Annotated in this window: 15 protein-coding genes and 1 tRNA gene; 9 read left to right on the plus strand and 7 right to left on the minus strand. The window is 64.6% G+C overall.

The features are described 5' to 3' along the window. Nucleotides 1–307: 307 nt before the first annotated feature. The 4 genes from FS507_RS15770 (at nucleotide 308) to FS507_RS15785 (ending at nucleotide 3,802) form a co-directional block, all read left to right on the plus strand. Nucleotides 308–676 (plus strand): DUF485 domain-containing protein, encoded by a 369-nt coding sequence (locus tag FS507_RS15770; protein ID WP_145943726.1) that lies wholly within the window; start codon nucleotides 308–310, stop codon nucleotides 674–676. Nucleotides 677–705: 29 nt separating this feature from the next. Continuing rightward, nucleotides 706–2,337 carry a solute symporter family protein gene (locus FS507_RS15775; RefSeq protein ID WP_145943727.1) on the plus strand — a complete coding sequence of 544 codons (1,632 nt, stop codon included), beginning with the start codon at nucleotides 706–708 and terminating at the stop codon, nucleotides 2,335–2,337. A 135-nt stretch (nucleotides 2,338–2,472) separates the two neighbouring features. Continuing rightward, complete coding sequence (locus FS507_RS15780) at nucleotides 2,473–3,675, plus strand: cation:proton antiporter (RefSeq protein WP_145943728.1); 1,203 nt, start codon at nucleotides 2,473–2,475, stop codon at nucleotides 3,673–3,675. A 54-nt stretch (nucleotides 3,676–3,729) separates the two neighbouring features. Continuing rightward, nucleotides 3,730–3,802, plus strand: a tRNA-Arg gene (locus FS507_RS15785). 162 nt (nucleotides 3,803–3,964) lie between these two features. Here the strand turns inward: FS507_RS15785 and FS507_RS15790 are convergent. From FS507_RS15790 to FS507_RS15815, 6 genes are all read right to left on the minus strand, one after another. Continuing rightward, a complete protein-coding gene (locus tag FS507_RS15790; protein ID WP_145943729.1) occupies nucleotides 3,965–6,073 on the minus strand; it encodes an MMPL family transporter in 2,109 nt (702 codons plus the stop codon). Between the two features lie 93 nt (nucleotides 6,074–6,166). Beyond that, nucleotides 6,167–6,823: a CE1759 family FMN reductase gene (locus FS507_RS15795; RefSeq protein WP_145943730.1), complete on the minus strand. Its 657-nt coding sequence runs from the start codon at nucleotides 6,821–6,823 to the stop codon at nucleotides 6,167–6,169. Then, nucleotides 6,820–7,947 carry an LLM class flavin-dependent oxidoreductase gene (locus FS507_RS15800; protein ID WP_145943731.1) on the minus strand — a complete coding sequence of 376 codons (1,128 nt, stop codon included), beginning with the start codon at nucleotides 7,945–7,947 and terminating at the stop codon, nucleotides 6,820–6,822. Before FS507_RS15800 ends, FS507_RS15795 begins: the two co-directional genes overlap by 4 nt. A gap of 36 nt (nucleotides 7,948–7,983) precedes the next feature. After that, a complete protein-coding gene (locus tag FS507_RS15805; protein ID WP_145943732.1) occupies nucleotides 7,984–10,356 on the minus strand; it encodes an HAD-IC family P-type ATPase in 2,373 nt (790 codons plus the stop codon). Between the two features lie 5 nt (nucleotides 10,357–10,361). Beyond that, complete coding sequence (locus FS507_RS15810) at nucleotides 10,362–11,141, minus strand: enoyl-CoA hydratase (protein ID WP_145943733.1); 780 nt, start codon at nucleotides 11,139–11,141, stop codon at nucleotides 10,362–10,364. A gap of 126 nt (nucleotides 11,142–11,267) precedes the next feature. Next, nucleotides 11,268–12,143, minus strand: a complete 876-nt coding sequence (locus FS507_RS15815; protein WP_145943734.1) for an aldo/keto reductase — start codon at nucleotides 12,141–12,143, stop codon at nucleotides 11,268–11,270. 85 nt (nucleotides 12,144–12,228) lie between these two features. On the opposite strand from FS507_RS15815, the gene FS507_RS15820 reads away from it, so the two are divergent. The 5 genes from FS507_RS15820 to FS507_RS15840 all read left to right on the plus strand — a co-directional run bounded on the left by FS507_RS15820 (nucleotide 12,229) and on the right by FS507_RS15840 (nucleotide 15,746). Next, a complete protein-coding gene (locus FS507_RS15820) occupies nucleotides 12,229–12,492 on the plus strand; it encodes a helix-turn-helix transcriptional regulator (RefSeq protein ID WP_145943735.1) in 264 nt (87 codons plus the stop codon). After that, nucleotides 12,492–13,037: a hypothetical protein gene (locus FS507_RS15825; RefSeq protein ID WP_145943736.1), complete on the plus strand. Its 546-nt coding sequence runs from the start codon at nucleotides 12,492–12,494 to the stop codon at nucleotides 13,035–13,037. Before FS507_RS15820 ends, FS507_RS15825 begins: the two co-directional genes overlap by 1 nt. A gap of 37 nt (nucleotides 13,038–13,074) precedes the next feature. Next, entirely contained in the window at nucleotides 13,075–13,965 is an 891-nt protein-coding gene (locus tag FS507_RS15830; protein ID WP_145943737.1) for an ABC transporter ATP-binding protein, read from the plus strand. After that, nucleotides 13,962–15,167, plus strand: coding sequence for an ABC transporter permease (locus tag FS507_RS15835; RefSeq protein WP_145943738.1), 1,206 nt, complete (start codon nucleotides 13,962–13,964; stop codon nucleotides 15,165–15,167). Before FS507_RS15830 ends, FS507_RS15835 begins: the two co-directional genes overlap by 4 nt. A gap of 78 nt (nucleotides 15,168–15,245) precedes the next feature. Beyond that, a complete protein-coding gene (locus FS507_RS15840) occupies nucleotides 15,246–15,746 on the plus strand; it encodes a 2-oxo-4-hydroxy-4-carboxy-5-ureidoimidazoline decarboxylase (RefSeq protein WP_145943739.1) in 501 nt (166 codons plus the stop codon). 18 nt (nucleotides 15,747–15,764) lie between these two features. On the opposite strand, the gene FS507_RS15845 is transcribed toward FS507_RS15840, so the two are convergent. Beyond that, complete coding sequence (locus FS507_RS15845; protein ID WP_145943740.1) at nucleotides 15,765–16,124, minus strand: FKBP-type peptidyl-prolyl cis-trans isomerase; 360 nt, start codon at nucleotides 16,122–16,124, stop codon at nucleotides 15,765–15,767. Nucleotides 16,125–16,332 lie beyond the last annotated feature (208 nt).

A 16,332-nucleotide genomic window follows, 5' to 3' on the forward strand; every position in this document is an offset into this window, starting at 1 on the left:
GGAGCATGCACACGTACTCGACGGTCACGACCCCTGACCGCCGAGCACACCAGCACGCCCGGACAGAAGGACATATTTTCGGAAGCACTTGCGACTGACCGGCTGCACCTCTGCGACTACCCCACCTTCCCCCTCACCCCCGTTAGGCTCCCGCTTAGATGCATGTCAGGACGGCCAGCGGGGGTGCATTGCGTTCAGCACCCTGCACAACCCACGTTTTACCTTGAAATGGTTTCCGGTGGTTCTGTAACTTGACACCCATCCACAGCGAGTCTGTGACCATTATCACTAACAAGAAAGGGAGCCGATGTCGACACCCGACCTGCGGCACACACCGTCCCCCGAGGAATTCGTGGAGGCTCAGAAAAGCCCCGAATTCCAGGAACTCCGAAAGAAACAGCGGGGCTTCGCTTTCCCCGTGACGATCTGCGCCCTTATCTGGTTCGCGGCCTATGTCGTGCTCGCCATGTTCGCACCCGACATGTTCTCAGGAAAAGTGTGGGGGAACATTAACGTCGGCGTCATCCTGGGCCTGCTCCAGTTCGTGACCACCTTCGCCATCACCTACGCCTACGTAAAGTTCGCCGACCGGGAAATCGAGCCGAGGACCGCCGCGCTCCGCGACCGTCTCGAGCGCACCGGCGACTTCGCTGAGACCGGACCAGCCACGGCGTAAACCCCGTCGACACGGAACTGAGAGAAAACATGCAGACACATCTCCTCGCCCAAGAAGACGCGGGCAACCCCATCCTCAATATCGCCATTTTCGTCGGCTTCATCGTGATCACGATGTACATCGTGACGCGCGCCAGCAAGTCCCAGCAGAAAGACTCTGCCAAGGACTTCTACACCGGCGGCGCCAGCTTCTCAGGAACCCAGAACGGGCTCGCCATCGCCGGCGACTACCTGTCGGCGGCGTCCTTCCTGGGAATCGTCGGCGCCATCGCACTGAACGGTTACGACGGATTCCTCTATTCCATCGGCTTCTTCGTCGCCTGGGTCGTCGCGATGCTGTTGGTCGCCGAGCCACTGCGTAACACCGGTAAGTTCACCATGGCCGATGTGCTGTCCTTCCGTCTGAAGCAGCGTCCGGTGCGGCTCGCCGCTTCCTTCGCGACACTGTTCGTGTCGCTGTTCTACCTGATCGCCCAGATGGCCGGTGCCGGTTCCCTGGTGTCCGTGCTCCTCGACATCCACGAGAAGCCCGCGCAGGCTGCCGTGGTTGCCGTGGTCGGTGTCGTGATGATCGCCTACGTGTTGATCGGCGGCATGAAGGGCACCACCTACGTCCAGATGATCAAGGCCGTGCTGCTGTGCGCCGGCGTATTCATCATGGCGGTATTCATCATGGTGATGGTCAAAGGCAACTTCTCCGAACTGCTGCAGATGGCTGTCGACAACCACGCAGAAGCCGGTACCGAGAATCCCGAGGGCATCCTCGAACCTGGTATGCAGTACGGCGGCTCTCTGATGGGTCAGCTCGACTTCATCTCCCTGGCCATGGCCCTGTGCCTCGGTGTTGCCGGCCTCCCCCACGTCCTGATGCGTTTCTACACCGTGCCCACTGCACGTGAGGCCCGCAAGTCCGTGACCTGGGCCATCGTCCTGATCGGCGGTTTCTACCTGCTGACCCTGATCCTGGGCTACGCTGCCGCCGCCTACGTCGGTGTCGACACAATCAGGGAAGCTCCGGGCGGTGCGAACGCGGCGGCTCCGCTGCTCGCCTTCGAACTCGGCGGATCCATCTTCATGGCCCTGATTTCCGCGGTCGCCTTCGCCACGGTTCTCGCCGTGGTCGCCGGACTGGCGATCACCGCCTCCGCCTCGGTGGCACACGACTTCTACGACGCAGTGCTCCGCGGCGGAAAGTCCACCGAGGCCGAACAGGTCCGTGTCTCGAAGATCACCGTGGTCGTGATCGGTATCGCCTCGATCATCCTGGGCATTCTCGCGATGGACCAGAACGTGGCCTTCCTGGTCTCCCTGGCATTCTGCATCGCAGCTTCGGCCAACCTGCCGACCATCCTGTACTCGCTGTACTGGAAGCGCTTCAACACCACCGGTGCCGTCTCGTCCATCTACGTCGGCCTGATCTCGTCGCTGGTCGTGCTGTTCTTCTCCAACTCGGTGTCTGGCACGGAAACCGCGATGTTCAACACGTCAGACTGGTCCCTGCTCGACCTCACCAACCCCGCGATCATCTCGATTCCGCTGGGCTTCCTGGCAGGCATCGTCGGAACCTACCTCGGCAAGCCTGACAACAAGGACGCCCTGCAGGCCGAGATGGAGGTCCGGTCCCTCACCGGCGTCGGCGTCGAAGCCCCCGTCGACCACTAATTCCAGCGGCTCCCCTACGGCCATCACCACTCACCACACGGCCACCACACCACCCCGCTGTCCCCTCCACCGCACCACGGTGGAGGGGACAGTTGCGTTCCCGGGAGGCCAGGCCAGACCGGTAGTCTCAGCACCATGACTGACGCCCTCGTCTCCTTCGCGTGGATCGCCGGCGCCGGCCTTCTCGCTCCGGTCCTCGCCTTCCTCACCGGAAAGCGCGTCCCCGCCGTCGTCTTCCTGCTCGTCCTCGGCCTGTTTATAGGCCCCTTCGGGTTCGGGCTCGCCAGCGACGGTGAAGCCGTCGATCTCATGAGGGAGCTCGGCCTGGGCCTCCTGTTCCTGCTCGCCGGCATGGAGATCAACCCGTCCATGCTCAAGTCCCGCCAAGGCGGACACGCCCTCGCCACCTGGGTTCTGTGCCTCGTGTTGAGTTTCGGCGGAGCCATGTTGCTGACCTCCGGTGACGCCGGCGTTTCCGTGGTGCTCGGTATCGCACTGACGTCCACCGCACTGGGCACACTCATGCCGATCCTGAAGCAGAATGAGCTCAGTGGCACCCCGGTCGGCAACAGTGTGATGATCCACGGCGCCATCGGTGAACTGGCCCCGGTCATGGCCATGGCCGTCCTGCTGTCGGCACGGTCGACCTGGGCAAGCGCCGCGGTGCTCGCCGCATTCTTCGTCGTCGCCATCATCGTCGCACTCGTCCCCCGCACAGTCCGAACCCTCACCCCCTGGATCGGCTGGGCGATCCGTGACGGTGTCGGCTCGACGAACCAGACGGTGATCCGCTCCGTCGTCCTGATGCTCGCCGTACTCATGGCCGTCGCGGCCGTCTTCGACCTCGACGTGGTGCTCGGTGCATTCGCCACCGGCATCATCCTGCACCAGATCGTGCCCGACGCCTACCGGCCAGGACTCGAGAAGCAGGTGGAAGCCGTCGGTTACGGCGTCTTCATCCCCGTGTTCTTCGTGACGTCCGGCATGGCCATCGACACCGGGGTGATCGCCGAACAACCGTGGTTCGTCCTCGCCATCGTGCCGATCATCCTCATCACCCGAGGCCTGCCGATCTTCCTGCGCGAACTCTGGAGCGACACCGGGTCAGAGCTCCAGGGGTGGCGGGAGAAGCTCGAGATGTCTCTCTATTCTGCGACGGGCCTGCCGATCATCGTCGCTGTCACCGGTGTCGCCACCGCGTCGGGCGTCATCGGGCAGGAGGAAGCATCACTACTGGTCGCTGGAGGGGCACTGACCGTCTTAATCTTCCCACTGGTGGCACCCGCCGTCGGGGCGGCCCGGAAGACGACGACCGCAAGCTCACCCCCTCCTGTCTGACACCGGTACCGCGTTCCCGCTCGAAGGCACCGACACGCTACACTGTTGCGGTGCGCCCCAGTAGCTCAGGGGATAGAGCACCGCTCTCCTAAAGCGGGTGTCGGCAGTTCGAATCTGCCCTGGGGCACAGAAGATCGGCACGGGGACCGGCCACGACGACACGTCACGGCCGGTCCTCCTGTCGTCGGCGGGGCGGTTTGCGAGTCTGGTTGCGCTGAGTCGGTCAACTCAGCGCAACCAGACTCGCAAACCGCCCCTGCCGTCACCGGCACGATGCACCACCGGGGCGTCATCCGCCCGTCGCACTCGGCCCCGTCCTCCCCGGCCACCAGATCCGGTCGCCCAGCATGTGGGTCAGGGCCGGCACCAGGAACGAGCGGACGAGGAAGGTGTCGATCAGCACTCCCAGCGAGATGATAATCGCCAGCTGCACCAGGAACTGGATAGGTATCACCAGCAGTGCCGCAAATGTGGCCGCCAACACGATACCCGCGCTGGTGATCACCCCACCCGTGCTGACCAGCCCGCGCCTCACGCCGACCGCGGTCCCGTGGACCATGGACTCCTCCCGCACTCGGGTCATCAGGAAGATGTTGTAGTCGATCGCCAACGCCACGAGGAACACGAAGGCATACAACGGGACAGACGGGTCCGAGCCGCTGAAGCCGATGAGCGCGAAGACCACCGCTCCGATTCCCAGCGCCGTACCGAAGCTCAACACCGTCGTCGCCAACAGCACCAGCGGCGCCACCACTGCCCGCAGCAGCAGCGCGAGCATGACCGTAATGACCAGCAGCACAATCGGGATAATCATGGTCCGGTCTGCGACCGAGGTTTCCTTGGTGTCCAGTTCCGTGGCCGTCGTTCCGCCGACCATCGCGCCGAGGTCGCCCACCTCACCCCGGATCTCCCGGACGGTGTTCTCCGCGGCATCGGAGTACGGGGAGTCGGCGAGCGTCACTTCCAGCAGCACCTCGCCGTCAACCGCCGACGGCCCGCTTCTCTCCCCTCCGCCGACGGACTGCACACCGTCCAGTCCTCCGATCGCCGATTCGACGACATCGCTGTTGCCCTCAGGAACCAGGACGTATGTCGGCGCGCCCGCCCCCGCCGGGAAGTGGCGGTCTAGGACGTCCTGCCCGTCGCGGGCATCGCTCTGCCCGATCACATAGTCGCTGGTGGGCACTCTGTCGGCATCGAGGGTAAACAGTCCGGCACAGCCGACAAGCAGAAGAAGGCCCACACCGACCGCAATACGTCGAGGTGCACGCCCGACGAGGTCGGCAACACGGGCCCAGACTCCGTCACGGGCCGTCGCCGCGTGATCCGGGTGTTCTGTGGCCGGACGGGGGACTCTGGGCCAGAAGACCCGCCTCCCCAACAACACCAGGACTGCGGGGAGGAACGTCAGCGAGGTGAAGAATGCTGCGGCGATTCCGACGGCAGCCACCGGTCCCAGCCCTGCGTTCGACGCCAGGTCCGACAGGAGCAGACAGAGCAGCCCGGCGATCACCGTCGCCGCCGATGCCAGTACCGGTTGCCAGGTGCCCCGCAGCGCAGCCACGGTAGCGGACCATGCGCTGTCGTGTCGTCCGAGTTCTTCCCGGTAACGCGCGGTGTAGAGCAGCCCGTAGTCTGTCGCTGCACCGATGACCAGGATGAACAGGATTCCCTGGATCTGCCCGTTGATCATCACGGTGCCGGATCTCGCCAGCGCGACATTGACCAGCACCGCAGCACACAACGCGACCATCGAGCTGAGCAGGACGATCAGCGGGAGGAATGGTGAACGGTACACCAGTACCAGGATGACCAGCACCGCGGCGACGGCAACCAGCAGGAGCAGACCGTCGATCCCGGCGAAAGCCTCCGACAGGTCGGCGCTGAACCCTGCAGGTCCGGTGACCTGTGCCTGCAGGCCCTCCGGCAAGTCCGTCCCCAGCGTGGCCCGGAGCGCGTCGACGGCGTCCGCCGGTGCCGCCGTTTCCGGCGGGAGCACGATGATCTGCGCCGCCTCCCCGTCCTGCGACGGTACCGGAGGGCTGGTCTCCGTCCTCGTCGTGCCGGCAGCACCGGCAGTGCCGTCCACAGCTGCAGAGAGCTGGTCGGGGAGATCGCCCAGTGTCGTCGGATCGACCTGCTGCCCGTCTGTCTCTGCGGTAACGACCACGATCGCCGGGGCTGCCCCCGAATCCTGGAAGTCCTCCAGTCTGGCGCTGACCTTCGTCGATTCTGCGGACTCCGGGAGGAATGACGACTGGTCGTTGGTGGCCACCTCGCCGATCTCCCCGAACTTCGGCCCGCCCACGGCGGCCACCGCCAACCAGAGCAGGATCAGTAACGCGGGGAGCGCCCGCCTCCAGAATGATCTGGAACGGGAGGGGGGAGCGTCCGGCATGGTGCACTCTCTTCAGTCGACGTCACGAGTCACCCAAGAATGCCAGAATTCACCGACCATAAATTGATGGTCAAAACGGTGCCGGACCACCACTCACGACCCGGAGTGCGCCCTCAGCAGTGCCTCGAAACCACCGAACTCGCCGTCATCCCCGGCCTGCGCCGCCTCGGCCTGTTCACCGGCGGCATCGGCTCCGACGGACCTGCCTGCGCCCAGTGCCGAGGCGATCTCACTGCCGGCCCGTGTGATCCTCACCCCCAGATCCTCGGCGCCGTCGGACTCGCCGTACTCGCCGGTGGCGACGAACACCCCGGTGGGCAGGACGGTGGCCTGCAGGAAGGACAGCAGCGGGCGCATCGCGTAGTCGAGGACCATCGAGTGCCGCGGAGTTCCGGCCGTAGCGACCAGGCTCACCGGGACACCCTGCAGAGCATGCTTGTCCAGTGTGTCGAAGAACATCTTGAACAGGCCCGCGTAGCTTCCCTGGAAGACCGGGGTGGCGGCGATCAGGGCATCGGCACTCCCGACGAGGAGCCGGGCGTCCTCCAGGTCAGGAGTCGGGATCATGGTCGTCATGAACGTCGCCAGGTCACCCGCGAGCGCCCGGAGGTCGAGAACGGTGACCTCCAACGACGCCCCGGAGGCTGCCACCTCATGTTCGGCGGCGTAGGCGACCCGGGTGGCGATGTCCCGGGTGCTGGACGGATTGCTCAGGCCCGCGTTGATGACGACGAGCTTTCGGGTACTCACTGTCGGCTCCTCTCCTTCACGGGTTCAACGTCGTGGAACGGATCATTCATTCCTGCCGCCACCAGGGACTCATGCGTCGGCGGCCCACCGGGAACATGTGCAGGACGTCGGGCCTCCAGCTCACGACGCAGGACCGGGACGACCTCGGCGCCGAGGATCTCGATCTGCTCCAGCACCACCTCCCTGGGGAGGCCGGCATGATCCACCAGGAACATCTGTCGCTGGTAGTCACCGACCGCATCCGCGTAGCCGAGATAACGTTCAATGACCTGGTCCACCGTCCCCACCGTCAACGGAGTCATCCGGGTGAAGTCCTCCATGCTCGGTCCGTGCCCGTAGACCGGGGCATTGTCGAAGTACGGACGGAAGTACTCTTTCGCCTTCTTCTCGGTGTCGCCGATGAATACCTGACCGCCCAGCCCCACGATCGCCTGGTCCGCAGCTCCGTGGCCGTAGTACTCGAACCGTTGCCGGTAGGTGTTCACCATGGTCGCGGTGTGCTCGATATTCCAGAAGATGTGGTTGTGGAAGAAGCCGTCACCGTAGTACGCGGCCTGCTCCGCGATCTCTGGTGACCGGATCGAACCGTGCCACACGAACGGCGGGGTGCCGTCCAAAGGGCGGGGCATCGAGGTGAAGTTCTGCAACGGGGTGCGGAACTCGCCCTTCCACGACACGTCCTCCTGCCTCCACAACGTGCGCAGCAGATGGTAGTTCTCCACCGCCAACGGAATGCCCTTGCGGATGTCCTTCCCGAACCACGGGTACACCGGCCCGGTGTTGCCCCGGCCCATCATCAGGTCCATCCGCCCGCCGGTGAGATGCTGTGCGTAGGCGTAATCCTCCGCCAGTCGCACCGGGTCGTTGGTGGTGATCAGCGTCGTGGCGGTGGAGAAGCGGATCTTCTCGGTCTGTGCCGCCAGGTGCGCCATCAGGATCGGCGGGTTGGCCGGGGCGACGAACGGAGGGTTGTGGTGCTCACCGGTGGCGAAGACGTCCAGGCCGACCTCCTCGGCTTTCCTGGCGTACTCCACCGTCGCCGAGATCCGTTCATGCTCGTCAGGTATCCGACCGGTGGTGGGGTCGGGGGTGAGATCACCGATGGTGAAGATTCCGAAGTCCATGACCCCATAATCCACCCGAAGTAGATGACATGTCAACTACTTTTCACAGCGTCGCCTCTCAACCACCCGGTGCACCACCTCGATCACCAGTGCACCGACCGCTCCGACCACCAGCCCGAGGAGCATGAGGCGGGTGTCTCCGGGCTCCAGCAGAACCAGTTCACGCAGGAACGGCACCGTGAACAACAGGACATAACCGGCCACACACCCCACCAGGAGCAGGATCTTCCACCACACCAGGGGACGGGCGACGATGCCCAACACCCAGAGCCCCATCACGATCAGCGCGAGCAGAACCGCCGTACCCGCCTGGGCCCGCTCAATCTCCGGGGCGTCACCCCCGGGGTAGACCGCGATCCACAGTGCCACCGCGACCCCACCGACCAGTAGACCGGACGGCACCGCCAGCGACAGCACGCGACGGAGGAAGCCGTCGCGCGGGCGTTCGTTGTTGGGGGCCAACGCGAGGATGAAGGCGGGGATGCCGATCGTGAACCAGCCGGTGATGGTCACGTGAATCGGCTGGAAGGGGAAGGATATCCCCATCACAGCCACGACCAGTGCCAGCACCACCGAGTAGACCGTCTTGGTCAGGAAGAGGTTCGCGACCCGTTCGATGTTGCCGATGACCCGACGGCCCTCCCCCACCACCTTGGGCAGGGCGGAGAACCGGTTGGTCAGCAGGACCAGCTGCGCCACACTACGGGTCGCAGGGGCACCGGCCCCCATGGCCACGCCGATATCCGCCTTCTTGAGGGCGAGGACATCGTTGACACCGTCACCGGTCATCGCCACCGTCCTGCCGGCACGGTGCAGTGACTCCACCATCTGCTGTTTCTGCTCGGGGCGCACACGTCCGAAGACGTTCGCCCGCGCAACCTCGTCGTCGAAGTCTGCCTCACCCAGGTCATCGAGGGTGCGTGCGTCCACGGCGACGAGCTCACGGTCTGTCGCACCGCGGGCCACGGCCGCAACGGAGTCAGGATTGTCACCGGAGATGATCTTCAGGTCAACGTCCTGGGTGTCGAAGAAGTCGAGTGTCTCCCTCGCATCAGGACGTAACTGCTGGCCCAAGGTCACCAACACCGGCTCTCCGACCGAGGGGGCGTCGGCCATTCCGGCGTCGCCGTCCGGGCTCTGCAGCGTCCCCTCCACACGGCCGAAAGCAAGGACACGCAACCCCCGGTCACCGAACTCCTTCGCCGTGTCCGCGGCAATCCCCTCGGACAGCAGGACGTCGGGCGCGCCGAGGATCCACGCGTGACCGGCACACTGCACACCGGAGTACTTCCACTTCGAATTGAAGGGGATCTCGACACCGTCGAACGGAGACGGCGCGTCGTAGGCGGCGAGGATCGCCTCAGCGGTGGAGTTACGGTCCTCCTGGGAGGCCACCAGCCGCCCCAGCGCCTCGCGGAGCTCTTCCGGCGCGGCAACTCCGTCGGCGGTGTAGACCCCGTCGAGCTCCATTTCATTGGTCGTCAGCGTGCCCGTCTTGTCGGTGCACACGGTGTTGACCCGGGCCAGTCCCTCGATGGCGACGAGTTCATTGACCAGCGCTTTGTACTGTCCGAGGCGGATCACACCGGCGGCAAAGGCGATCGATGTCATCAGGACAAGGCCCTCTGGCACCATGGGGACGATAGCCGCGGCCATCGACAGGATCGACTCCCGCACATCAGTCCCCGAACGCACCAGCTGGGTCCAGATCGTCAACGCCCCGGTGGGGATCAGCAGCCAGGTGATGACCCGCAGGATGCTGTTGATTCCGCTCATCAGCACAGAGTCCGTCAGCGAGAACTCACTCGCCTCAGCGGCGAGACGTGCGGCGTAGGCTTCATCCCCCACCTTCTCGGCACGGAAGACAGCGGTCCCGCCGGTGACGAATGACCCGGAGAGCACCTCATCCCCGGTCTCCTTGTGCACGGCGTCCGCTTCGCCGGTGAGCTGGGACTCGTCGACAGTGAACCCGGAGTCTGCCGTGACCACCAGTGTCCCGTCGACCACGATCTCGTCACCGGACCTGAGGACGATGAGGTCGTCGACGACGACCTCGGACTGGTGGACCGTGCGCCGTCCCCCGTCACGCAGGACGGTCGGCTGGGTCTCGCCGACGATACGTAGATTGGCCAGCGTCCGTTTGGCACGCAGCTCCTGGATCACGCCGACCGCCGAGTTGGCGATGATCAGCAGCCCGAATGCGGCGTTGATCCACGATCCGGTAGCCAGCACGATCACGCACAACACGCCGAGGATCGCATTGACCCGGGTGAAGACGTTCGCACGGATGATCTGCCAGACGCTGCGGCCGGTGCTCCGGCCGACGGTGTTCGTCCGTCCTTCGGAGACACGCCTGGACACCTCGGGCGAACTGAGACCTGTGAGCGAAACTCCCGTGGTCTGGGTCACCGTCACTACCGCCCTTCGAAGATCGGGGACCGCTTCTCCTCACGGGCCCGCCGCGCTTCCGCGGCGTCCCTGCTGAGCCAGCAGGCACCACCGAGCCGGTCGATCTCGCCGGCGAGTTCGGAGTCCGGCTCAGGATTGTTCATCGCCAGTTTGAAGTAGTGCATCGGCATCGGTGCCTGCCGTGACATGGTGCGGGCCAGCTCCAGGGCGTCGTGCGACGGTCCCCCCAACATGGCGAAGCCGTTGGCCACAGCCATGCTCTGACCGACCTGTGCACCGGCGATGAGGACATTCCGTGCCACCGAACCGCCCAGCAGTTCCACGGCACGCCGGACCGTCCACCGGTCCAGACTGAATCCGTGATGGACCGCGGGCACCCACACCCGCGCCTTCGGCCCCATGACTCGTAGGTCGCAGGCGAGGACAAGCTGGCATCCGGCACCGACGGCGGGGCCCTGGACATCGGCGATGACCGGAACCGGAGCCTCGGAGATCACGCGGATCATGCGTTCGAGACCGCCGAAGAACTCGGTGGCGTACACCCCGCCTTTCAGGTTCGCGCCGGCGCAGAACGCAGGCCCCTCAGCGCGCAGGAGGATGACCCGTACCGGGTCATCAGCAGTCATCAACCCCTCCACGGCATCGGCGACGGCCGCGCACACCTCCGCGTCCAGCGCGTTGCGCCGTTCCGGACGGCACAGTGTGACCACCCCGACCGCGGGGGTGTCGTCGTCACGCGTCGCCCGGACCCCCGCCTCCACAGGCGCGTCCCGTCCCTCTGCCATGCCCTCAACTGCCTCTCACCGTAAAAGCGCGTTATCCAGTAGTTCCCAGGTGCCCCATTGTCCCCCAAAGTGAGCCCAGGGGTGGCGCAGACACCGCATCTGAGGGGGTGACTCCGATCGGGCGCCCTAGTCCTCCGGGATGCCGAAGGCCGCTTCACGGGGGTCGGCACCGACGCGTCCTGCAGCATCGGCGTCGTCGTCCAGGGCGGTGATCTGTGCGATCTGGTCCTCCGTGAGCTCGAAGCCGTCGACGTCGAGATTCTGACGGACCCGCTCCGGCTGCCGGGACCGCGGGAAAACCACGATGCCCTGCTGCAGGTGCCAGCGCACAATCACCTGGGCAGGATTCACACCGTGCTCCTCCGCAATGGTGGTGATCACGGGATGGTCGAGCAACCCGCGTCCCAGCGGCGACCATGCCTCGGTGACGATGCCACGCTTAGCGTCGTCGGCACGCTGAGCAGTCTGGGAGAGTCCGGGATGGAGCTCGATCTGGTTGACCGCCGGAACAACTCCGGTGGCGTCGATGATCTCGTCAAGGACCTCAGGGTAGAAGTTCGAGACACCGATGGAGGTTGTTTTTCCTGCCTCCCGGGCCGCGATCAGGGACCGCCAGGCATCCACGTAGCGCCCGTAGGACGGCAGTGGCCAGTGGATCAGCCAGAGGTCGACGTGGTCGAGACCGAGGTTCGCCAGCGAGGTGTCGATGGCTTCGGCGGCCTTGCCGGGGGCCTGGTCGGCGTTCCACAGTTTGGTGGTGATGTAGAGGTCGTCACGGGTGACCTCACCCTCGGCGACGGCATCGGCGATCGCACGTCCGACATCTTTCTCGTTGCCGTAGGCGGCAGCTGTGTCGATGTGACGGGCACCTGCGGTGATTGCGGCGCGGGTCGACGAGTAGGCGTCCTCCGGTGAGAGTTCCCAGACGCCGAGGCCGAGCTGGGGGATCTCCTGTCCGTCATTGAGCGTGACTGTCACATCTGTCTGGTTCTTGTCTGTCATGGCGACCAGCGTAGGCCTCCCCGGGCCTTGATGCACTGACTGGAAAAATTTGACATAGCGTTGTGTTTATACAACACTTTGTGTCATGTCCCCGAAGAAGAAACCGGTGCGCCCGATCCACAACAGGATCCGGGTCCTCCGTGCTGAACGGGACTTGTCGCGTGCCGAACTGGCGGACCTCATCGACGTGAACCCACAGACCGTCGGCGCACTCGAACGGGGCGACCACTCCCCCAGCCTCGACCTCGCGTTCCGCATCTGCGAGGTCTTCACCCTCCCGGTCGAAGCCGTATTCAGCAGGACGGAATTCGCACCGATGTCCACCGAGATCTACCGGAAGGATCAGTGATGAGCACCATGAGCGGAGTCACCGCCTGGGCCGAGCGACGGACCGAGCGCAGAACGGAACGGTGGATCGCCCGGGCGGAGTCCATATCAGCCCAGCTTCCCGCATGGAGATCTGCGCGCCGGGTACGTCTTCTGATCAGGGTCTACCTCGCCTCTCTGGCAACCGGGCTGATTACCGCTTTCGCCCAGATCTTCTGGCCCCCGTTCCTGTTCGCATGGATCCCTTTCACGGTGATTGTCTGCGTGAGCTGGACGATGCTCCGGACGGTGATCAATACCCGCGACGTCGCCCCCGACGCCGAACTCGACGAATACGAAGCAAAAGTCCTACGCACCTGGCAGGTCGCGGCCTACGGATGGATGACGCTGATCGTCCTCACCGTCAGCATGTTCATGGTGTTCGTGGCCGTAATCAACCCCGACAGCCTCAATCGCTGGGTATACACCGCCGGCCTCTTCAGCATTCTCGGAATGATGTCCGCGACGGCCATGCCGACCATCGCCTACGCGACAACCTTCGGCCCCGTTCCTCCGCAAAACAACTAATCTGGCCATCACCACCCCTCAACCAGAGGAGAACTTCATGCCCACCCTCGAGCTCGACCATCTCAACAAGACCTTCGGAAGCGGTGACTCCGCCGTCCGGGCCCTGACGGACATGACCTTCACCGTGCGCCCCGGCGAGATCTACGGTTTCGTCGGTTCCAACGGCGCCGGAAAATCAACCGCCATGCGCATTGCGCTGGGGGTCCTGGCACCCGACACCGGTGAAGCCCGGGTCGACGGCACGCCGATCAACGACGACATACGTCGCACCATCGGATACATGCCGGAAGAACGCGGGCTGTACGACAAAGAGAAGATCGCCGACCAGCTGACTTTCTTCGGTCGTCTGCACGGTCTCACCAAACAGGCGGCGACGTCCTCAACCAACGAACTCCTCGAGCAACTCGGGCTCGCCGAACGCGCTGAATCCAAGTTGCAGGAACTCTCGCTGGGTAACCAGCAGCGCGTCCAGCTGGCCGCGTCCCTCGTCCACCACCCTGCCCTGCTCATCCTCGACGAGCCCTTCAGCGGTCTCGACCCCGTGGCGGTCTCCGTGATGAGTGACATGCTCCTGTCGAAGGCCACCGAAGGGGTGCCCGTCCTCTTCTCCTCCCACCAGCTCGACCTGGTGCAGAGGCTCTGTCACCGGGTGGGGATCATCACCAAGGGCCAGATGAAGGCGGAAGGAACCGTCGATGACCTCCGCAGCCGCGGCCCGGTGCTCTATGAGGTGTTGACCACCGCCCGTGAGTGGTACCCGGCCGGCACCCGGGTTGTCGACTCCGACGAGAACTCCGTTGTGCTGGATGCCGGCCATGTCGCAGACCAGCAGATCCTCCACGCCGCCCTCGACGCCGGGACCGTCCACGGATTCACCCGGCGCGTTCCCGACCTGACCGATCTTTTCAAGGAGGTCGTCTCCGCATGAGCACGCGAACAACATCCAGCGCCGGCGCACCCGGCTATTCACGGGCCAGCGCCATCCGCACCGTCACCGGACGAGAGATTCAGGTCGCGACAAAGAACAAGGGCATCATCGCCACCTTCATCATCGCCCTGGTCGTCGTGGTCGGCGCCATCTTCGTCATCAACTACTTCAGCAACAAGGACAGCGACAACCCGGAACTCCTTGTCTCCGGCGCGGATGCGGCTGTCGTCTCTGAAATAGCCGGCGACGGTATCGACGTCAGCACCGTCGATGGCCGGGACGCCGCGGTAGCCGCCGTCGAGGACGGAAAAGACGCCGCACTCGTCCGAACCGACGACGGCTTCGAACTGCTCAGCGACGGTGGCGCTGACCCCTCGATATCCGGAGCTGCGCAGGCGGTGGCCTCGGCAATCGCCCAGAACGACGCGTTGACCTCCGTCGGGGTCGATCCTGCGGAGTTCACCGCTGCCCTCCCTGATGCCACGGTAACCACGACCGACATCTCCGACGACGCCCAGGAAGACACGATCGCTGCCGTGGTCACCACGATGCTCGGCACCATGGTCGTACTGACCTTCATCATGATCTTCGCCGGAAACGTCGGCGGGCGTGTCACCGAAGAGAAGTCCTCCCGTGTCGTCGAGATCATCCTCGCGACCATCCGTCCGATCGACCTGCTCATCGGCAAGGTTCTGGCGATGCTGGTCATCGGTTTCATCGGCACTGTGGTGATTCTCGGTGTCGCCATGGCAGCACTGAGCACGACAGGCATGCTCGACGACATCGAGATAGATGCAGCGACACTCCCGGTTCTCCTCGTCTCCTTCATCCTGGGCATGCTCTTCTTCAGTGCCCTCTACGCCGCAGCCGGGTCCCTCGTGAGCAAGGCCGAGGATCTCAGCAGCACCCAGATGCCGGTGATGCTGATCTTCTTCGCGGTGATGTACCCTCCGATCTTCGGCTGGAGCGTTCCGGATTCCACGGTGATGCAGGTCCTGTCGTGGGTGCCGCCAATGTCCCTGGGGGTGGCACCGATGCGTTATGCCGCCGGCGACATGTCCCTCGGGCTGCTGGCCGCGTCCTACGCGCTCCTGGCACTGACCACGCTCCTGGTCCTGCTTCTGGTAGCCCGCATCTACCGGGGATCGATCCTGAACAACGGCAAGAAGATGACCTGGATGCGAGCCATCAAGGCGGGGTAGCCACCTCGGGGCTCGCGACCCCCGGGTGTTCACCACGGCGAAACGGGACGGAAATGCACCACCAGTTCACTGGGAATCATGATTGACACCGTTCCCGTCACCACCGTCGATGAACTCAACAGAATGACCCCCACCCAGGTCGCTGAGATGATCGGTGACCTGCTGTACTCACCGCAACTCGGTGCAGCCGTCTCCGCAGCCGCTCCTTTCCGAAGCCTCGAGCACCTGCTCGACGCCGCCCACCGTGAGCTGCTGCGGCTGCCCCGTGTCGAGGTCCTCGCCAGTATCCAGGCCCACCCCGTCCTCGGTGAAAAGACAACGGATACGTACTCGCGCGATGAGCAGTCTTTCATCCTCGACTCTCCGCCCGAAGTCCTCACTGAGATCGCCGACCTCGGCAGACGTTATGAGGCGCGGTTCCACCACATCTTCCTCGTCTGCGCCCAGGGCATCGGTGGCCACGAGGTCCTGCTGCTGCTCAAACGTCGCCTGGAGAACCCGACGGTCACCGAATGGGAGACCACCGTGCGTGAGCTCGGCAGGATCAACGTCCTACGGTTGCGGACGGTGATCCGGTAATTCGACCGTGCCCGACTGCTAACGTGCGTCGACCAGATCGATGATGAACACCAGGGTTCGTCCCGCCAGCGGGTTTCCCGCCCCAGCCGGGCCGTAGGCCAGCTCCGGGGGGATCGTCAGCTTACGACGCCCGTTGACCTTCATGCCGGGGATCCCCTCCTGCCAGCCCTGGATGAGCCCGGAGAGGGGGAACTCGATGGTCTGGCCACGGTCCCAGGACGAGTCGAACTCCTGCCCGGACTCGAAGTCGACCCCCACGTAGTGGACCTCGACCATCCCGCCGGGTACAGCTTCGGGGCCGTCCCCGACCGTGATGTCCTCGATCACGAGCTGCGACGGCGCGGGGCCGGGCTGAACGTCGATGGTGGGCTTGCTCATGGGATGTCTCCTGAAGATTCGTGGTCGTGCTAACCGTCTCAGATTACCAGCACGACGCCGACAGAAGCAGAAAAGGCGGATGCCCGGCGCCGCTGTTCAGCGGGGCCGGGCATCCGGGGCGTGTCCGTCAGTCCGTGACTGGCCGACTAGCTGTAGTTCCCCGTGAGGTTGTGAACACGCGCTGAGGGAGTCAAACCTCCGATAGCGG

It is taken from the genome of Corynebacterium glyciniphilum AJ 3170 (genome assembly GCF_007673095.1).
Taxonomy (GTDB): Bacteria; Actinomycetota; Actinomycetes; order Mycobacteriales; family Mycobacteriaceae; genus Corynebacterium.